Raw genomic sequence first — 16,388 nt, 5'->3', positions numbered from 1 at the left:
TTTAATTTAATATGCCTCTAAGACCGATGTTGAAAAAAACCGCACCTACTACTCCTATCGCTACCAAGAGTGAGGAAATCGGTGCTTCATTTAATTTTGATCTAATTTTATTTAGAAATTGTTGCAGTCTCTCTTTAAACATAATATTAACCCCTAACAAAAGAAGAGAAGGAAGCACCATTACAAGATTGTAGCCAATTATAATAAAGATAGAAGAGGAAGGCTCAATTGTTAGGTGATTCATTAACAAAATTGAATAAAAGTAAGGCAACGCAGTTACAAATTCAATTAGAAAAACAATGATACCTAATATGATCATCCCTTTCATCGTTGTTTTTTGGGGTATAAATGAAATTAAACGTTTTTTTGTAGTATCATTTGGTTTACTGAAGCTAATTAGAACAATAGCTGCTCCAAAAAGGATATAAAACCAATTGATAAAGTCAAATTCAGATAATTTTCCAATTCCTTTCAATAGTGAATCTCCACCAAAGTATAGTAATAAGCCCATGATGAAGTAGCCAAACTGCGTAATAAACAAAAAAACAAGCAAGCGAGAAGATAATTGATTAGGCTGTGTCAATAATAAATAGGCTGTTACAGCAAGTACACCAGGACTTAATATATCAACTAATGCGCAAATAGAAATAATTAGCAAAGCTATTGATGTGTCTATTGATGAAGAAGGCATTAATGCTTCAATACTTTCGATCAAATATAGAGTCCCTCCTTTTTATATGTTATAATTTAAATAACACAGTGTGTTGAAAACATAATAACACACTGTGCTAAAAAAGGGAAGTGATTTTTTATGCCGAGGATTGTTAATCATGAAAAAAAGAGGAAGTCAATTGCTGAGGCCGCTTGGAGTATTATTAAGGAAGAGGGAATCGAAAAGGCATCTATAAGAAGAGTTGCTATTGAAGCAGGCATGTCTGCTGGAGCGTTAAGACATTATTTTTCAACTAAGGATGAAATGTTATTATTTATCATGGATTATTACCTGGAAGAAGGGAAAAAACGTTCTCAAAGTAAAAGTTGGTCAGACAATCCATTGCAGGCAGTCGCAGAAGTTTTATTGGAGCTTGTACCAATTGATGAAGAAAAGAAAATCGAAACGAGCGTTTGGTGGATCCTTGCACTTCAGTCACTTACAAGTAATACATTAAAAGAAAAAAAAGATGAAATGACTAACGGTATGTATGAATTAGCAAATTCAATGATTGAGATATTAGTCCTACAAGGGATTTTATCTGATTCAACTAATGTAAAATTAGAAAAAAGTAGGCTAGCGGCATTAATTGATGGATTGTCCATTCATGCTCTGTTAAGACCTGATGTCTACTCTCCAGAAAAGGTGAAGGAAGTAATCCGTTATCATTTAGAAACACTCTGCAATGAAAGTCAATTGAGTTAATTGATCATGTATCAATATTATGCAATGAGTTTGTAGATTTTGTTTTTAGAAAAAAGGGTAATCGGAAAATAGTGTGGAATAAATGTATGTTGATTGATGTTTACTAAATTAAAGGGGAGTATTCTTTAATAGGTTAAATAAATACGAATAAGCAACGTAAAAAAATTGGTAACAGAACAAAGCCAAAGAAAGAAGGATTCCCTTGATTGATACAATCATGAAGGATGGCTTTTGTATAGAGTGTGGAGCGAAAGAAGAGGATGGTTTATCTTGTAGGGAGCAACTTGGGTATCTTCTGGCTTGGGAACAGAACAATCCTAAACTTTATGCTCTTCATTTCTGGACAGTTTCAAGATACATGTTACAGCATCCTTCCAACTTTACAAAAGAAGGATATGCTCTAACAAAAAAATTATTCTGTGATGCTTGCGATTACAATTGGGAAACTCCTTATATTTTGAAAAAGAATAGAGAAGTTACTACTAATAAAACATTTAAAATTGTTAATCCTATCCCTGTTGCAGAAAAAGTTAGAGTTCTAACAAAATGGGACATGACGGTAAACGATGTGTATGCTGCGGGTGAAAAGAATGCAATTGAAAAGGGAGCTTCGGTTGAATCGAAATGGAGGGAGATTTAATTGACTTTGATGCACGATAATTTAAAATCTAAAAATGAAGAAAAACTTCAAGAAGTAATGGTTGGAGAGCTAAAACCTCACAATGCACAAATTACACTCCTTGACTATGATCCGAAATGGCCGAAGTTATTTGACCGAGAGGCTAAAAGAATTTATTCCATACTTGGTAAAAAGGTACTTCAGTTGGAGCACGTTGGATCAACTTCAGTGCCAGGTTTATGTGCTAAGCCAATTATTGATATTCTATTGGTTGTGAAGGATTCTACTGACGAAAGTGCTTATGTTCCTGATTTGGAGGAAGCTGGCTACACTTTACGTATTCGAGAACCAGATTGGTTTCAACACCGACTTTTTAAAGGCCCCGATACAGATATTAATTTACACGTATTTAGTAAAGGCTCATCTGAAATCGACCGAATGTTGCGATTTCGTAATTGGCTAAGAATTAACCATTCCGATCGAGATAAGTATGCAAGCGTAAAGTGTAACTTAGCTCACCGTAAATGGAAACACGTCCAAGACTATGCGGATGCAAAAGCTTCAATAGTACAGGAAATTATGGAGAGGGCAAACGCAGTCGATGAGAAGAAGGGGGGAAACTTACAAATTCCTTATGGAAACGCCTTATAACCATTGATAGATTAATGATAAGAAACAATTGGAATACATTCAATCGACCCACCATAACGTTATCCTGAATGTGGTTACCGTCAGAAAGTCTTTAAAGACTACTTATCATTTAAGTTTGAGACTCCTAAATGGCTTGAGGTAGATGAAATACATTGAATATGCCTTGAAGTTATAGTCCGTTTGTGTTATAACGAGATGCACTTCAAAGGGGCATTTTGTTGAACAGTTGCATGAAGTAGGCTTTATTATATTACAGCTTTTCCTTCCATTACAGGCATAGCCGTCATATTTTTAGTAAAAATACAGTTCACGGATAAGCTTGTAACTAATTGTTGAAGTTAAAAATAAATTATTTTAGAATGGCAGTAAATTAGATGAAAAATTCACATTTTGAATCATAGGTTTAAAAAATAGTTACTTTTCAATAAAAATCTGATAGGAAGTGTGAAAATATGTTGGATACTATATGTTTTTTCTGCAAAAATAAATTTACGATTAATCATTCTGATTCACAATATTATAAAATCAAAAAAGGAGAAAAAAAATACTATATATGTAAAAGTTGCAATAATTCATTTCAACAAGAAGCTATTAATAAAACTGGAATAAGTCCGGATCAAATTGATGATTATGATAAGTTTTTCCGGTATAAATAAAACTCTCTTTAATATCGCGTAAATGTCAATTTTCTCATCATTCTTACAAAACTTTCCTGTAGGATATTCTCAATGAGGGGATCGGAACGAAAGCGATTAATCGTGCGATAGCTTAGTTCGTAACCCTGCACTAGCCACATCATGCGAACACTGTGGAGCAAGTGTTGGTGTTATGGGAGCAGTTGCGGATGCTGTCTTAGATGAAGGTAGACAAGTTATTGGAATTATGCCTAGTTTTTTAGAGCAGAGAGAAATATCGCATAAAAGATTACCCAAGCTGATAGTTGTCGAATCTATGCATGAGAGAAAGGCTAAAATGGCAGAGCTTGCAGATGGCTTTGTCGCTTTACCAGGTGGACCAGGAACATTAGAATGCCACTTTAGGAGATATATTGCACACCATTTAAACGCTATTTTGCATTAAGTAAATATAAAAGCCTAATTTCTCAACATTAAAATTGAGAAATTAGGCTCATAGAAGGACATTAAACCCTTTCGATCATGATGCATAATGTCCCAGGTTTTTCTAAACTTCATATTCCTCTTTGCTCTGGTTAAATAAACAAATAATAATTTACTCTAGAAGTTTTAGGTGACTGATTATTCACAAAGTAGCCTGTTTGTTGAACTAAGATCAATAATTAGGACTGTGAGTTTATGATACCATCCAAACACAGAAATGTTGAATGGTTGTTTTAAGATTCCCTTTTTTTCGTGGACATTACCGTTTTTCTCATCTAACTCGATAAGATGAGACTTGGTCGTTCCAAGAAGTAGTACCAGACATTCCCCAAGAAGTTAAATTGGTGGTAAAGTATTTGTTTGGATAACCTACAAGAGTTAAATAACGACCACCATAATAACGATTTTGATAGAGCCTGATCCAAGAACCAGGAGCTACAGATACAGCAGATATTCTGTTATCCCATGCAGTACTCAGAGAAGTGACCTGAGTTCCAGGATACGCAATTAATGATCTTCCATATCCATGACCCGAAGTATGTTCATATAAATAAGTTGGTCTTGCCATTATACTTATTGACTGACTAGATAATCGCTCTGTAACTTTTTGATGATATGCTTCATATTTTTCTGGAGTTGAGAAGCCATGTACCTTTTCTCCTTGATCAGTTGCTTCAACTACCATTCCAACAATTTTTTTATGTTTACCTGGTGCATATTTTATTCCATCTACTGTGTCAACTTTTAGATCCTGATCTGGATTCGATGTTAAACTAGCTGCATTTGTTCTACCTTCAAAACTAACTAAAGAGAAAACTCCTACTAGGGCTATTAAAGCTAAAGACAGATTACGTATCATTTTTCTTTTCATCAAAGTTCCTCCTCTTAAATTAAAAGTCAATCTATTGTAGTGCAACTTTTTTCAAAACGGTTAAACTTTATTTTAAATCCACAACACGATATTCTTTAACTTTTTCCGCTTGAACCTCACCTTCCTTTTTGTAATAATATGACTTAATTTTCACCTCCTTAATAATTGACTGACTTTTCTGGTAAGATATGATATTTACATAGACCTGCACCTACTTGTCCCATGTTTTTAAAAGTGATTTCAACATATGAATGGCATGTTTCTGCTTTTTAGGGTCCAACGGTTTCTGCCATCGAAGTTGCCCTTCTAATAAAAGCATCATTTGGAAAGCAATGTCTTCACATTGCATAAGAACCTCTTCGATTAGTTGTTCCTTCGATGTAAAGTGGTTTTGTATAACGTCATAGTAGCTACATTTGCTTCCTCAATAATTTTCTTTATTCCAACAGCACGAAAACCGTGATAGTTTCGAGCATTCATAAACACTCCTTATTAATAGGAAATCCTTTAATCTCTTTTAATGTATAAAAAAGAAACAGTGGTACCATTGGCTCTAGTCATGCTGTTTGAGAATAGCCATTACTTTTGTCATTTAATTTCTCACCAACTGATATAAAGACGTGAAGGTGTCATAAGTTATCAATATTCTTTAGGTGGAGACAGCCCCATGGATTCATTGACTGGAACAGGGGTAACATGGCACTCTATTTTATTGAGTATGATAAAAATTTTAAAAACTTCAATGAAGAAAATATAAAAATCATAGATATACTTAATAAAAATACAGAATCAGGTGAATGGAAAACCTTAGATTTTGCTAGTTTTGGCGCAAGTAGTTTAGAATTATTTGTCTATGGTGATAAGATGACATTTCTGATTACCATTCTGGTAAGCTCAAAAAAAGACTGATATGGTCGGAAACGTCCTTAGGATGGGTCAAAGTGATGATGTGATTAGCACCAGGTATACGCACAAAGTTAATATTGGGAACTTCCTTATATAATTGTGCGATTTTAAAGAGATCTCCTGAGTCCTTCTCGCCTATGATAAAAAGTGTCTTCGTTTTAATTTCTCCCAATCTTTCCATCGCTGAATTGGAGGAAACAGTTTCGAATGTTTTCCAATCAAAACTTTTTTGAATATTGTGTATCATCATTTCGCGCAATAAATTGTATGCTTTTCCAAAAGAAACGCTCCAGGAAGGCTCGCTTAATATTATATTAGTCATTTTTTCGACATCTGGTGCAGCTTTAGAAACTCGGCTCTCTAATTCCGCATGTTCGGAAGAAAATTTAAACCCCGACAGGCCTGGAGCGACCAATACCAGTTGAGACACCCTTTTTGGATAGGTCAGAGTAAAATCAGTTGCAATTTGTCCACCTAGTGAATGTCCAACGAGGGCACCTTTCTTAATTTTAAGATGATCCAAGAGTTTTCTAAGATCCTTAACATAATCAATGGGTTCATTCGGAACAGGTGACTTCCCTGCACCCCGGACATCAAGAGTGATTACTTTGAACGACTTTGAAAGATATGGTGTGATGAATTCCCAGTCACGTGAATCCATAGCTCCACTATGAAGTAGTATAACTGGCTTTCCTCTTCCTTTAATTTCGTAATGAAGATCCATCTATTTCAATCTCCTTTCCCTGAAAAAAGTAGGCATTGTCCATGACTATCTTCGTTTCATTTCTAAGATTCCTTTTCTTATCTCCCAAACTGTTCACAAAACCATTTAATAAACTTGTTCGGTTAAAATGGAAGTTTAATGTACCATTACAAATGATTTAATTGCTCAAGAAGGTCCTATTTCACCACTTTTATAATACCCATCCTCTTTAATGTTCCAATAAGTGATTTCAAGAATTTAAACATCCCCCCTTATTTATTTAACACACTGTGATGAAATGATAATAACACAGTGTGTTAAATAAAAGCAAGAGGTGATTTGAGTGCCGAAAATAGTTGATCATGATCACAAAAGAAAAATGACCGCTGAAACAGCTTGGAAAATTATTGAAACGGAAGGCATTGAAAAAGCATCTATCCGAAGAATTGCATCTGAAGCTGGAATGTCTACCGGAGCAATTGATCAAACCTTTATTCTAAAGCTACAGTAAATAAACTAAATCATTTTTACTCGACAATCATCCAATTTGTATCTTTTTCTAACGTGAGTATATATTGTGAAAAATGTGCTGCTTTTGTTGCTTCGTCAATATATTTAACAGTAACCCGTACTTTTATTTGATTATCTATTGTCTGGAAGACTGGATTGACTAGCTCTGAAAATAGATAATCCTTACCAATCGGTGGTAAAGCATTATTTTTCACATAATAATCAAGTTCCTGTTCTGTTGCAGTCGGATAAAATGTAAAGAACGTCTCCAAAAACTCTGTCACTTCCTGCACTATATCAGAGTCAACTGTACCATTACTTTCAGGTTGTTGTGGCTCATAGTCTGATTTATTCGGCATGCTCCATAAGGTAGGGTTTTGTATAATTACCAAGTTTCCTACATTATCTTGATGTAATAAGATTCGATAGGTGGATCGGACCATTTCGCTATTTTTATCTTCCATAATTTTTTGATCTACCGAATAAACAACCGCATAGGTATTATCATTTTCTGGTGTCACCGACCAGATATCAATACCACTCACGCTGGAACTAGTAGGAATATCGTCTCTTACGGTATCGGTATTTAAAGCTTGTAAATCCTCTGTCAAATAGTTATTGATCTTTTCTGCTCGTTGTTCAATAGAATCTTTTTTGTTTTGCCATGTGTAATAGTCTTTCACAAAGTTTTTCGTAAAGCTCTCTATTGCATTTGTATCTATCATTTGAGTTTCAATGATTTCTCTTTCATGAACCGTATGTTGATCAATTGCTGTAAAGTTTTTATAAATGCCAAAGGCAAGACTTCCAATTAAGAGTATCCATAAAAAAGTGACTGTTTTATTACGTGTACCAACAGTCCGTACTTTCATTTTCTTAGGTTTTGTATTCAGCGTTTGTTTTTCTGTTTTCTTAAAAAAGTTTTTCATCTATTCCAACCCTCTCTATTGTTTTATCCGCCCAGCTCCAATTAAGTGCTTTTGCCAATAAGAAGATGTCAAATCCGCATAACCAATTGGATCGCCGGCATTATACATTTGGTTATTTCCAACGTAGATTCCTACATGGGTGACATACGTTCCTGCATTATACGTGGAATGAAAAAACACTAAATCACCTGGCTTTGCTTCTGATAAAGGTATATGCTCGGTTGCATCATATTGCTGCTGTGCTGTACGTGGTAAATTGATACCAGCTTTCCGATAACTCCATTGTGTCAGCCCACTACAATCAAAAGAGGTATTTGGATTCGAGCCGCCAAAAACATACGGGAAACCCTCATACTTTAATGCTTCATTCATAACCAACTGAACCATTTCACTATCAAATTGAGGTGACATAAAATACTGACTCACTAAATCGAGATAAAACATATTGCCATAGCGATAACGCCAACCACCATTTTTCTTTATGGCTATCGGATTCGAGTAAGTGACTTTGCTGCCGCCTGATCGTTCTTTCGCAAAGCTTTCAGCTATTTCAAAAGAGTAAGAGTTTCCACGTTTCGCAACATAATCAATAAAAGCACCGCCATAGTTGTAAGCCTGAATAACTGCATTGCCATCAACACCACTTCGTTCTGCGGAGCGTAATAAATCTGCAAAGTATTTTGTTCCTTGTTGAATCGAAGCTTCGGTATCTAAAGAGTTCGGCGGAAGTCCTAATGATTCACTAGATTGCATCACATCTGAAAGTTTTCCGCCACTCTCTACTTGAATAATAGCGAGCAAGGTATAGACATACTCACTAATGCCATATTCCTTTGCATATTTCTCTACCATTGGCTGATGTTTTAACACATCTTCGGTTACTGATATGCTGCCTATATCGTGAATGGAATCACCACGCTCTGATGAATGTTCTTCATTCGATATAAAAATAGCTACAAATGCTAATAGCCCTAAAAAAGCAAGAAAGCCTAATCCCCCAGCAATTAACATGATTTTTATTCTCATAACCTTCATTGGCGTTTCCTCCTAACCGCATGGATTGGACGCTTCGTGATTTGTTTCTGGTTTGTACGTTTCAACGGTTTAGAAGGTCGCTTGATAGTTGTCCGACTATTTTTTGCTTGAGAATGTTCTTCATTGTAGGGTCGCTTTTCCTTTTTAACCGATTGTTTGGGATGATCAGTAAGATGTTCTTTTCTGTCTGGACTTGATAACTGTCGTTGTAATTGGTATTGCTTCGTATGCTCGTTTTTTGTGACAGGTCTTGTCTTTTGTTTTTGTTGAACAGTTGGGTTCTTTAATTGTTCTTGATTTAAAGGCTTATGGACGCCATGTGTGACAGGGCGTTCACGACTGGAAATATCCCGAGAAGGGGTACGTTTTTTATCCAATACTTGTCGTCTATCTGCAATGGTTTGACGATGTTTTGCTTGACGGTCTGCATGTGTTTTTTGTCTCTTTTCCTTTGCGTGCTTCATGCCTTCTTTAAAATCACGGGCAGGCTTTGTAAGCTGTTCTTTTCCTTGCATCACCGCATATTGAGCAGTAGTAGGTAAATCATGCAGTTGTTCTTTGCGGTGATCTATATTCGCACGGAACTGATTTTTCGCACCAAACACTTTTCCTGTGACTTGACCTACTTTCTGGCTCAAAGTTGTTTGCTTTGTATTGCCATTTGAGCGTTCTTTATTGTTCTTTGCAGTTGATGTCAGCCGCTGTAATGGTCGAATAGGGGAGAAGGAACCTTTTGTTTGCTTTGATTTTCCAACCATTGCCCCGACTGTTGCTCCAGCCGTCGCTCCTGCAAGCGTACGTCCGATGGTTCGCTGTAACCTGCGACTGCCACGATTGAACATGCGGTAAGGACGACGCATCACTTGACGACCGACTTGTTGTGAATCACTACTTTGCAGTTTAAACATACTCATAATGTCACCGAGTTTCATATAAATGCCCGCAAACGTCACAATCTGCAAGAAGGCAATCAAGAAAAACGGATAGCTTGACGTTAAGCTGTAAAGCATGGAGGAAATGCTAAAGGCAATTGTAATAATGAGCGTAATTCCAGCCCGAAGCATAATCACATTAAACAGTTTCATAATTGCCTGTTTTCCCATGCCTTCAAAGCTAGGTATCATGGATAACAAGAAACTAATGGGTAAAAACATGGCATAGATAATAAACAGAATTTGCGAGAAAATCATAACGCCCGATAAAAGGAACACGAAAATGGAGATACCGATATTAAACAGAAATAAAAAGAAGACCATTCCTAAGCGAGTGGTCGTTTTCGTAATCGTTAAATTTTTATTGTCATGATCTTCAATTTCTGCTTTAACAGCATCTTCACGATCTTTTCCGTTATTCGTATCAGGATTGATCGAAACTAAGCTTTCAACACGTTCTTCGCCAATCGCTTCTTTATCCGAATCATCAAATTGTAATAACATCCATGGCTGTTCTACTTGAATAGAAAAAAGGTTATTTCGTATCATATCCACACTATCTTTTCCCTGACTAGTAGAGCTAGGCATCAAGATTTTTGTTCCTAAATCTAAACTTGCTTGACTAATATCTGCTGAAAAGTCATTAATTTTAGCGATATACGTTGGGGCATAGGCAATAAAAGAAGCGGACAAAATAAACACAACTAAAAAATTTAAAATCGCTCGAATGGCTTTTGTCGTTTCCCGTTTCATTAAACCTGTATATGCCACATAAATCCCAATCACTAAAATAAAGAGAAGCAAGAAACCTACATAAAATCCCGAACTACTGAAACCACTAGCGGTAATTCCAGCCAATGTTTGCATATTTTTCCCGATAGCGTCTGCCGTTTGTGAAATGAAATCGAGCGAGTAGGCTTGTTGAATTAAATAACCTGTCGCATTAGACAAATACAGACTAATAATCCATATGAAATTCGTAATCGTGTAGAGCGCATACATCACTTGCTTTCCAATGCCATCATCCCAATTCCACGGCAACCAATCCCAACCCGAATCCACATAGAAATCTAATTGATAATGGTCCAATGGGTACAAGGAATAGAGATTATCTTCTGACACCGTATCATCAACTAGTCCAGCAGCTTGTGCGAATGTACCAAGTAAAAAAAGCAATAAAAAAACAGTAGCACTAATCAGCACTACCGTTATCACTATCTTTTTTAGTTTTTGTTTGTGCACATTGTCACCGCCTTTCTTTTTCCTTGATAGGTGGTCGAGTATCAAAAGCATGAAATAAATCTTCAAAGACAGGGTGGACTTGAATAATTCCCACACGCCCATATAAGTCTTGAATTAAGCATTGACCATTTTCGAGTTCTCGAAGTCTCCTTTGATTTTCTTCATCTTCTTTATCCACTCCAAAGAATTCAAGTGTCTTTTTAATCTCATTTATATCTCTAGAGCGAAAAGCAAACTTCACACCGATGTTATTTTTTAATTTTTCATCCGTTAAATCCGCTGCATTCTGAGTAACAAAGTAGACTCCAGCATGCATGGCCCGACCTGCACGTACTAACTTATTAGATAGTGTTTTTCCTTGTGCGACTTGTAGGAAGGACCAAGCTTCGTCTAAGTCCACGATTTTAAATACACTGCGGTCAGAATGAATGAAGTCTAATGCAAAGGTAGAAATGACAATCAACATGGCAACACTAAGCAGTTCCATCGTTGTATATTCTTCAAAACTTGTTTCTGCATCTGGTAATACTAAATCGGCCACTTGAATAATGTTTAACTGTTTTTCTAAACTAATCGAGCTTTTCACTGTTCCATCGGAAAAGAGGAGGTGAGCGAAGTCATAATCGGTAAAACTTTCGATATGGTCAGCAATCGGACCAGCTAATGGATTGGGATCACTCCTTAATTCATGAATCACAAGAAGGAGTCCACGTTCTTCCTGTTGACCAACTGCTCGGATCGCTTTTCGTAATACAGGGAATTTATCTCCATCCCGACTAGAAATACCAGTAAGAAAAGTGAGAATATCAATCGCAAGGCTTTCCGAATCCTTTTTCTTTTTCATAATGACAAAAGGATCAAGTAATCCTTTGTTGGAATTATCACTTGTTAAATTAACAATATTTATTTCATGAGCAATTTCAGGCAACGTTTCTTTCCAGTTTCCTCGTTCCGCTTTTGGATCAACAATCAGGGCTTGTCCGCCAAACAGAACGGCATAATAGACAAGTAGATTGTTACTAAAAGATTTTCCGCCACCTAGTGAGCCTAAGAAAGCAGAAGCTAACGCATTGGTAACCGACCCTTTCACACCTTGACTGGCTAGGCTTGGGTTGAGATACACATTTCTGCCTGTATCTAAGTTATAGCCAAAATAAATACCTTCTGTTTCTCCTAACATTTGCGTTGCTCCAAATCCAAGCCCTGCAAGAAAATCAGACGTGACATATTGAATATAATCATTCATATAGCGTTTACTAGAAGGGATAAACTCACTGTGCAAACCAATCATGTCTCCAAACGGCCGAACAAGTTTTACATTCAAATCATCATAAAAATCTTTGACCTCATTACAACGCTGTTTGAGTTTGTCTAAACTAGGGGCAGATACCCGAATAACATAGCTTAACTTGTACATGGACTCTTTACTTTGGTCAAGTACATCTTCTAGTTCGTTGACCTGTTCCAATGCGTCGATAACATTACTGCCTGTTTCGTTATAGGATTCCCAAGCATGGTTATCTAAATCCTTTAATTCTTTTTTCTTGTTTCGTACCGTAGACAACGCCTTTTTATTCGTCACAATTTCCACATTCATGGACGTATCGATCGGGAAAGTGAATTGTTGTTGTTGATAATAAAAGATTTCATCCGATGGAAATTCCAAATCATCAACAATCGAATTAATCGTAAAATAAGCGACATACGTTGTTTGTTCTTCCTGTTCAATTTTTAAATATCGTTGGTTTTCCTCAATCAAGCAACGAGTCGGTTTAATCAGGTCATACCGTTTCACTAAAGCTTCATTCTTTAACCTTTTTAGTGGAAGTACATAATCATATTCCTCATAGGCAATATCTGATTGACCATGAAGGTGTTCCATCAGATAGCCAAAGTCATTTTTATCTAAAGGACGTACTTTAAAACGTCTCATTATTTTATTTTGTAATAAAGATTCCATTTTAGAGAAACGTCTCATTTCATCATGGGGCATGGAAACAAAATCACCCATTAAATGATGGTTTACATCACGGACAAATGAAGAAAGTGAGTTTTTAATGTTTTTCCCCATTGATTTTATGCTGACTTCTTCTTCATTCAGCAACAACTTAAACCCGATAAAGAAACGATAGTCTACTTGATGTTCCCCAATCATAGAAACTAGGGCTTCTGTTTGGTCGTCAATCCGTTCATAGGCAACATCTTGTAATCTCCCCGACACTAACTCTTTACTTCGTTCTTGTACCGAGCGAATACTGCTTGCGGTACTAATCTGTAAAGCATGAATTTTCCCGTCTTGATTTTGGGCAATCAATTGACGGAAATGATCATGTACTTGCATTTTTTCCTCTGGTGAAAGGAACGAATAGTTATATGGCAACAGTTCATAATACGCAAAACATTCGCCATCATGGTTGAAAACGAGATTATTTTCCATATATTTAATCGGATAACGCATGGACTTCACTCCTAACGGCAGTAATGGATTCATTCACTTTCATTTGTTGAAGTTTAACTGTCTTTCCTGCATACGTAACTTTAGGTCGAAACCAATAAGTCAATGCGGACTTGAGAAAACGATACGGTTTTTTGCCATCAAATGTTTTCTGACTCATAAACCATGTCAAACCAACTGGAATGCCGACATATTTTAGTAACGCTCCATCGATCAAAGAGAGTGGGGGAAGATTCCCAAGTAACATCACCATCAAAAATGAAAGAACAAACCATGACATTTGATTAAAGGTCAATGGAAAGGGAAGACGAAAGTCATTAATGGCATAGATCACTTTTTCTACAGACCAAATTCGGGTATAGCTTTTCAGTTTTTTCAAATATAATCATCCTTTCATACATAGAAAAAGCAGCCTGTACGATAACAAGCTGCTTGTCCATTACTGCGTATATTCAAATACACCATTTGACGTAATTAGAAAACTACCCTCAATTTCTAAATCACGTCCAAAAGCTTCATAATCAAAATAGTTTTGTAAATTAGAGGGGACTTCCCCTAACATTCCCGTTTCTTCGACCAATACCCTTGCGACATCTGCCATATTCTCACAATCAGGATAATACATAATATCATCTTGGTGTTCCAGTAACTCTTCTATATTGTTAAACCAATAGCTTTGAACTTCGGAAAGAGAATCATAAAGTGGTGTACCTTCAATTTCTGCCACCATGGCACATAATCGGTTTACTTCTGAAATAGGTGTATATTCACCAATTTCAAAAGGGAGTTCGTAATCAAAGATGGCATATTCTTCATACTCTCCATTCAAACCGATGCGTTCTTTTACTTCCTCAAAATCAATAGGTGGTGAAAACCATGCACCATTAACTTCTCCTTCGTTATATTTACCGAGATTCGTTATAAAAACTTGCATTTCCATAGAAATTCACATCCCTTTGCAAAAAGTTAATAAAGTGATTAAAAATAATGAAATTCTCTAAAGGAAAGCTTTTTGATTGCAGGATTATCCTCATCCTTTATTACTTCAAATACGGTTGTAGATAAATCTGCCGGGTCATTTTCTAGTTTAATAACTATCAGCTCCGAGTCATTCACATTCCTATCATTTGCTTCTTCCATTGCCTTGTCGCATATTTCATCTCCTGTTTGAATAGCCATACCAACTTCCAATAATGCTTTATCTAACTCATCTCTATTTTCAACAGTTACAATCGTATGCAATGAACACACCTCCAAGTAAAGAAATGAAATTCGGAAAAGATAAGCACAAGAAAAAGAGCACCTACGTTTAATTGACTGGTGCATAAAAATAAGCTTGTTACTCCCTTCCGCACTACCGTTTGGATCAACATTTGTTTGTAGAACATAAGAAGACCACTTATCTTCCACAAACAAACGTTACAATTAAGCCCCTATGATTCGATTAAATAGGTTTAATAACACATCTTTCACTCCAGCCGCATTAAAGACTAATCCCACCGCAACTAAAGCAATAACTAGAAAGCCGATTAGTTTAGAAAACTCTCGTTTAAATCCTAAATAAATTCCAATTACAACAATTGCCATTAACACTAAAGATTGTGCATTACTTAAAAACCAGTTATAGAGATTTTGGCCGAAATTCATCTTCCATTTCCCCTTTCATCCTTTAATACTTTGTTACTTGACGCATACATTCAATAAACCATAGAAACACACCACCAATGACGGTAAACAACATCCATTTCAATAGATTCATCAAATCTCCTCCACCTATTGTTTAATGACTTCTTCTGTCGCAAGTGCCTGTTGCATCAATAATTTTTGATGACGCTTTGTTAATGTTGCTTGATCTAACATATCTTTGATGACAGTCGTTTGATTGATTTCATCTAGCTTAGTTGCTAGTTTCCAAGTAGGGGCGACTTGTCGAGCCAGCCATCTTAACGTCTTATCAAACGTATAAGGTTCAGGCTTTGTTGTTAAATAGATTTTTCTATTAATACCTAAATCCAAAAAACGCTGCCATTCTTTATTGATTTTCCAACTGCTGCGACGTTTTTCTTCGTCTTTATCGACAAAACGAATATACCGATTAATGATAGAGAAAGCAGTTCGTCCAGCATCTTCATATGTCATTAAATCGACGATTGCGTGGTAAGCACGATCATTTTTTAAGCGAATTTCAAAACGATTCTTGATGTCTGTATCTTCAAGTGATGTACCATGTTTCACGTATTGTTCGTAATCTTTCTCATACGTACAAAAATACACATCACTTTTTAAGGAACCAATATACAGCGTATTTCCCATATCTCGCTTTTCTTCTCCATGAACGAGTTCGCCAGAACGATAGCTTTTAAAACTACGAAAAACAGAGATACATTCTTCATTTCGGCATTTATTTGTCAGAAACGGAATATCCAATATGCCTGTCTTATCATTTATCGCAAGGTCCATTCGTTTAAATACACCACCAACACGAAACACATCCATAAAAAAATCAAACCATGTTCGCTGTTGGGCTAGTAGAAAGTTTTCAAATTGACGGCAGCCTTTTCCTTTGAGTTCAAGTAAACACCCTTTATCCTCATCAGGGGAAACCATAACGACAATATCACCAAAAACGTATTGTTCCATATAGGAATAAAACGCAAAATCCTCATGTAACATATACTCCATTTTGAGTTTCAAAATATCTTCAATGACAGGCTTTGGATTGGTCGTTAAAAAACGAATTCGCACATAATCAAACAAGATTTCCAAAGGAGCATCTGGATTAAATTGTTCCAGTACGTCAAATAAAGCAGCTTGCAGGGAACTGGAGGGAGTTACTTTTCCTGTTTCCATTTCACTAATATATTGTCGTGAAATTCCCATATGAACAGCTAGTTTATTTTGTGATACACCGTATTCCAAGCGTTTTTCTTTTAATTGTCGATACCAAGGTACTTGTTTCATGTGCATTCCTCCCAACTAAAAAAGATGTCAACTAGAGAT

The 16,388-nt window shown here is 36.1% G+C and carries 16 protein-coding genes and 3 pseudogenes; 6 read left to right on the top strand and 13 right to left on the bottom strand.

What is annotated here, in order from left to right:
* Nucleotide 1 precedes the first annotated feature (1 nt).
* Nucleotides 2–715 carry a GAP family protein gene (locus tag NSQ77_RS06005; protein ID WP_221835863.1) on the bottom strand — a complete coding sequence of 238 codons (714 nt, stop codon included), beginning with the start codon at nt 713–715 and terminating at the stop codon, nt 2–4.
* A gap of 96 nt (nt 716–811) precedes the next feature.
* Between NSQ77_RS06005 and NSQ77_RS06000 the strand changes: the two genes are divergently transcribed.
* The 4 genes and pseudogenes from NSQ77_RS06000 to NSQ77_RS05985 form a co-directional block, all read left to right on the top strand.
* On the top strand, nt 812–1,417 hold the full coding sequence (locus NSQ77_RS06000; RefSeq protein ID WP_339229582.1) for a TetR/AcrR family transcriptional regulator: 606 nt from the start codon (nt 812–814) through the stop codon (nt 1,415–1,417).
* 202 nt (nt 1,418–1,619) lie between these two features.
* A complete protein-coding gene (locus tag NSQ77_RS05995) occupies nt 1,620–2,057 on the top strand; it encodes a DUF5946 family protein (RefSeq protein ID WP_339229580.1) in 438 nt (145 codons plus the stop codon).
* 9 nt (nt 2,058–2,066) lie between these two features.
* On the top strand, nt 2,067–2,687 hold the full coding sequence (locus NSQ77_RS05990; RefSeq protein WP_339230944.1) for a GrpB family protein: 621 nt from the start codon (nt 2,067–2,069) through the stop codon (nt 2,685–2,687).
* A gap of 804 nt (nt 2,688–3,491) precedes the next feature.
* Nucleotides 3,492–3,716, top strand: a pseudogene (locus tag NSQ77_RS05985) (LOG family protein); the annotation flags it as partial.
* Between the two features lie 360 nt (nt 3,717–4,076).
* Here NSQ77_RS05985 and NSQ77_RS05980 read toward each other — a convergent pair.
* Together NSQ77_RS05980 and NSQ77_RS05975 are read right to left on the bottom strand one after the other, a co-directional pair.
* A complete protein-coding gene (locus tag NSQ77_RS05980; protein ID WP_339229578.1) occupies nt 4,077–4,676 on the bottom strand; it encodes a hypothetical protein in 600 nt (199 codons plus the stop codon).
* Between the two features lie 337 nt (nt 4,677–5,013).
* Nucleotides 5,014–5,156: pseudogene (locus NSQ77_RS05975) on the bottom strand (helix-turn-helix domain-containing protein); the annotation flags it as partial.
* Between the two features lie 216 nt (nt 5,157–5,372).
* On the opposite strand from NSQ77_RS05975, the gene NSQ77_RS05970 reads away from it, so the two are divergent.
* Nucleotides 5,373–5,585: a hypothetical protein gene (locus NSQ77_RS05970; RefSeq protein ID WP_339229576.1), complete on the top strand. Its 213-nt coding sequence runs from the start codon at nt 5,373–5,375 to the stop codon at nt 5,583–5,585.
* On the opposite strand, the gene NSQ77_RS05965 is transcribed toward NSQ77_RS05970, so the two are convergent.
* Nucleotides 5,554–6,306, bottom strand: a complete 753-nt coding sequence (locus tag NSQ77_RS05965; protein WP_339229574.1) for an alpha/beta hydrolase — start codon at nt 6,304–6,306, stop codon at nt 5,554–5,556. The two genes, NSQ77_RS05970 and NSQ77_RS05965, sit on opposite strands and share 32 nt — an antisense overlap.
* A gap of 322 nt (nt 6,307–6,628) precedes the next feature.
* Between NSQ77_RS05965 and NSQ77_RS05960 the strand changes: the two are divergent.
* Nucleotides 6,629–6,766 (top strand): annotated as a pseudogene (locus NSQ77_RS05960) (TetR family transcriptional regulator); the annotation flags it as partial.
* Between the two features lie 46 nt (nt 6,767–6,812).
* On the opposite strand, the gene NSQ77_RS05955 reads toward NSQ77_RS05960, so the two are convergent.
* From NSQ77_RS05955 to mobT, 9 genes are all read right to left on the bottom strand, one after another.
* Nucleotides 6,813–7,724 (bottom strand): conjugal transfer protein, encoded by a 912-nt coding sequence (locus NSQ77_RS05955; RefSeq protein WP_339229572.1) that lies wholly within the window; start codon nt 7,722–7,724, stop codon nt 6,813–6,815.
* A 15-nt stretch (nt 7,725–7,739) separates the two neighbouring features.
* On the bottom strand, nt 7,740–8,750 hold the full coding sequence (locus NSQ77_RS05950) for a bifunctional lysozyme/C40 family peptidase (protein WP_339230943.1): 1,011 nt from the start codon (nt 8,748–8,750) through the stop codon (nt 7,740–7,742).
* 5 nt (nt 8,751–8,755) lie between these two features.
* The gene (locus NSQ77_RS05945; protein WP_339229570.1) at nt 8,756–10,933 is read right to left on the bottom strand and encodes a YtxH domain-containing protein; all 2,178 of its coding nucleotides are present in this window, start codon (nt 10,931–10,933) and stop codon (nt 8,756–8,758) included.
* 4 nt (nt 10,934–10,937) lie between these two features.
* The gene (locus tag NSQ77_RS05940) at nt 10,938–13,391 is read right to left on the bottom strand and encodes an ATP-binding protein (RefSeq protein ID WP_339229568.1); all 2,454 of its coding nucleotides are present in this window, start codon (nt 13,389–13,391) and stop codon (nt 10,938–10,940) included.
* A complete protein-coding gene (locus NSQ77_RS05935) occupies nt 13,375–13,767 on the bottom strand; it encodes a conjugal transfer protein (RefSeq protein ID WP_339229566.1) in 393 nt (130 codons plus the stop codon). The genes NSQ77_RS05940 and NSQ77_RS05935 overlap by 17 nt, the downstream gene beginning before the upstream one ends.
* Before the next feature lie 60 nt (nt 13,768–13,827).
* Complete coding sequence (locus tag NSQ77_RS05930) at nt 13,828–14,328, bottom strand: antirestriction protein ArdA (RefSeq protein WP_339229564.1); 501 nt, start codon at nt 14,326–14,328, stop codon at nt 13,828–13,830.
* A 38-nt stretch (nt 14,329–14,366) separates the two neighbouring features.
* Nucleotides 14,367–14,630, bottom strand: coding sequence for a hypothetical protein (locus NSQ77_RS05925; RefSeq protein ID WP_339229562.1), 264 nt, complete (start codon nt 14,628–14,630; stop codon nt 14,367–14,369).
* 183 nt (nt 14,631–14,813) lie between these two features.
* Nucleotides 14,814–15,035, bottom strand: a complete 222-nt coding sequence (locus tag NSQ77_RS05920; RefSeq protein ID WP_048923812.1) for a hypothetical protein — start codon at nt 15,033–15,035, stop codon at nt 14,814–14,816.
* A gap of 126 nt (nt 15,036–15,161) precedes the next feature.
* On the bottom strand, nt 15,162–16,349 hold the full coding sequence (gene mobT, locus NSQ77_RS05915) for a MobT family relaxase (RefSeq protein ID WP_339229558.1): 1,188 nt from the start codon (nt 16,347–16,349) through the stop codon (nt 15,162–15,164).
* Nucleotides 16,350–16,388 lie beyond the last annotated feature (39 nt).

This window comes from Oceanobacillus sp. FSL K6-2867 (assembly GCF_037963145.1).
GTDB lineage: Bacteria > Bacillota > Bacilli > Bacillales > Amphibacillaceae > Oceanobacillus.
This window is presented reverse-complemented; position numbering and strand designations above follow the sequence as displayed.

Excerpts from the sequence above, each read along its gene's own strand:
- NSQ77_RS06000 (WP_339229582.1), top strand. The coding sequence starts at position 812 with ATGCCGAGGATTGTTAATCATGAAAAAAAGAGGAAGTCAATTGCTGAG.
- NSQ77_RS05990 (WP_339230944.1), top strand. The coding sequence starts at position 2,067 with ATGCACGATAATTTAAAATCTAAAAATGAAGAAAAACTTCAAGAAGTA.
- NSQ77_RS05980 (WP_339229578.1), bottom strand. The coding sequence starts at position 4,676 with ATGAAAAGAAAAATGATACGTAATCTGTCTTTAGCTTTAATAGCCCTA.
- NSQ77_RS05970 (WP_339229576.1), top strand. The coding sequence starts at position 5,373 with ATGGCACTCTATTTTATTGAGTATGATAAAAATTTTAAAAACTTCAAT.
- NSQ77_RS05965 (WP_339229574.1), bottom strand. The coding sequence starts at position 6,306 with ATGGATCTTCATTACGAAATTAAAGGAAGAGGAAAGCCAGTTATACTA.
- NSQ77_RS05955 (WP_339229572.1), bottom strand. The coding sequence starts at position 7,724 with ATGAAAAACTTTTTTAAGAAAACAGAAAAACAAACGCTGAATACAAAA.
- NSQ77_RS05950 (WP_339230943.1), bottom strand. The coding sequence starts at position 8,750 with ATGAGAATAAAAATCATGTTAATTGCTGGGGGATTAGGCTTTCTTGCT.
- NSQ77_RS05940 (WP_339229568.1), bottom strand. The coding sequence starts at position 13,391 with ATGCGTTATCCGATTAAATATATGGAAAATAATCTCGTTTTCAACCAT.
- NSQ77_RS05930 (WP_339229564.1), bottom strand. The coding sequence starts at position 14,328 with ATGGAAATGCAAGTTTTTATAACGAATCTCGGTAAATATAACGAAGGA.
- NSQ77_RS05920 (WP_048923812.1), bottom strand. The coding sequence starts at position 15,035 with ATGAATTTCGGCCAAAATCTCTATAACTGGTTTTTAAGTAATGCACAA.
- mobT (WP_339229558.1), bottom strand. The coding sequence starts at position 16,349 with ATGAAACAAGTACCTTGGTATCGACAATTAAAAGAAAAACGCTTGGAA.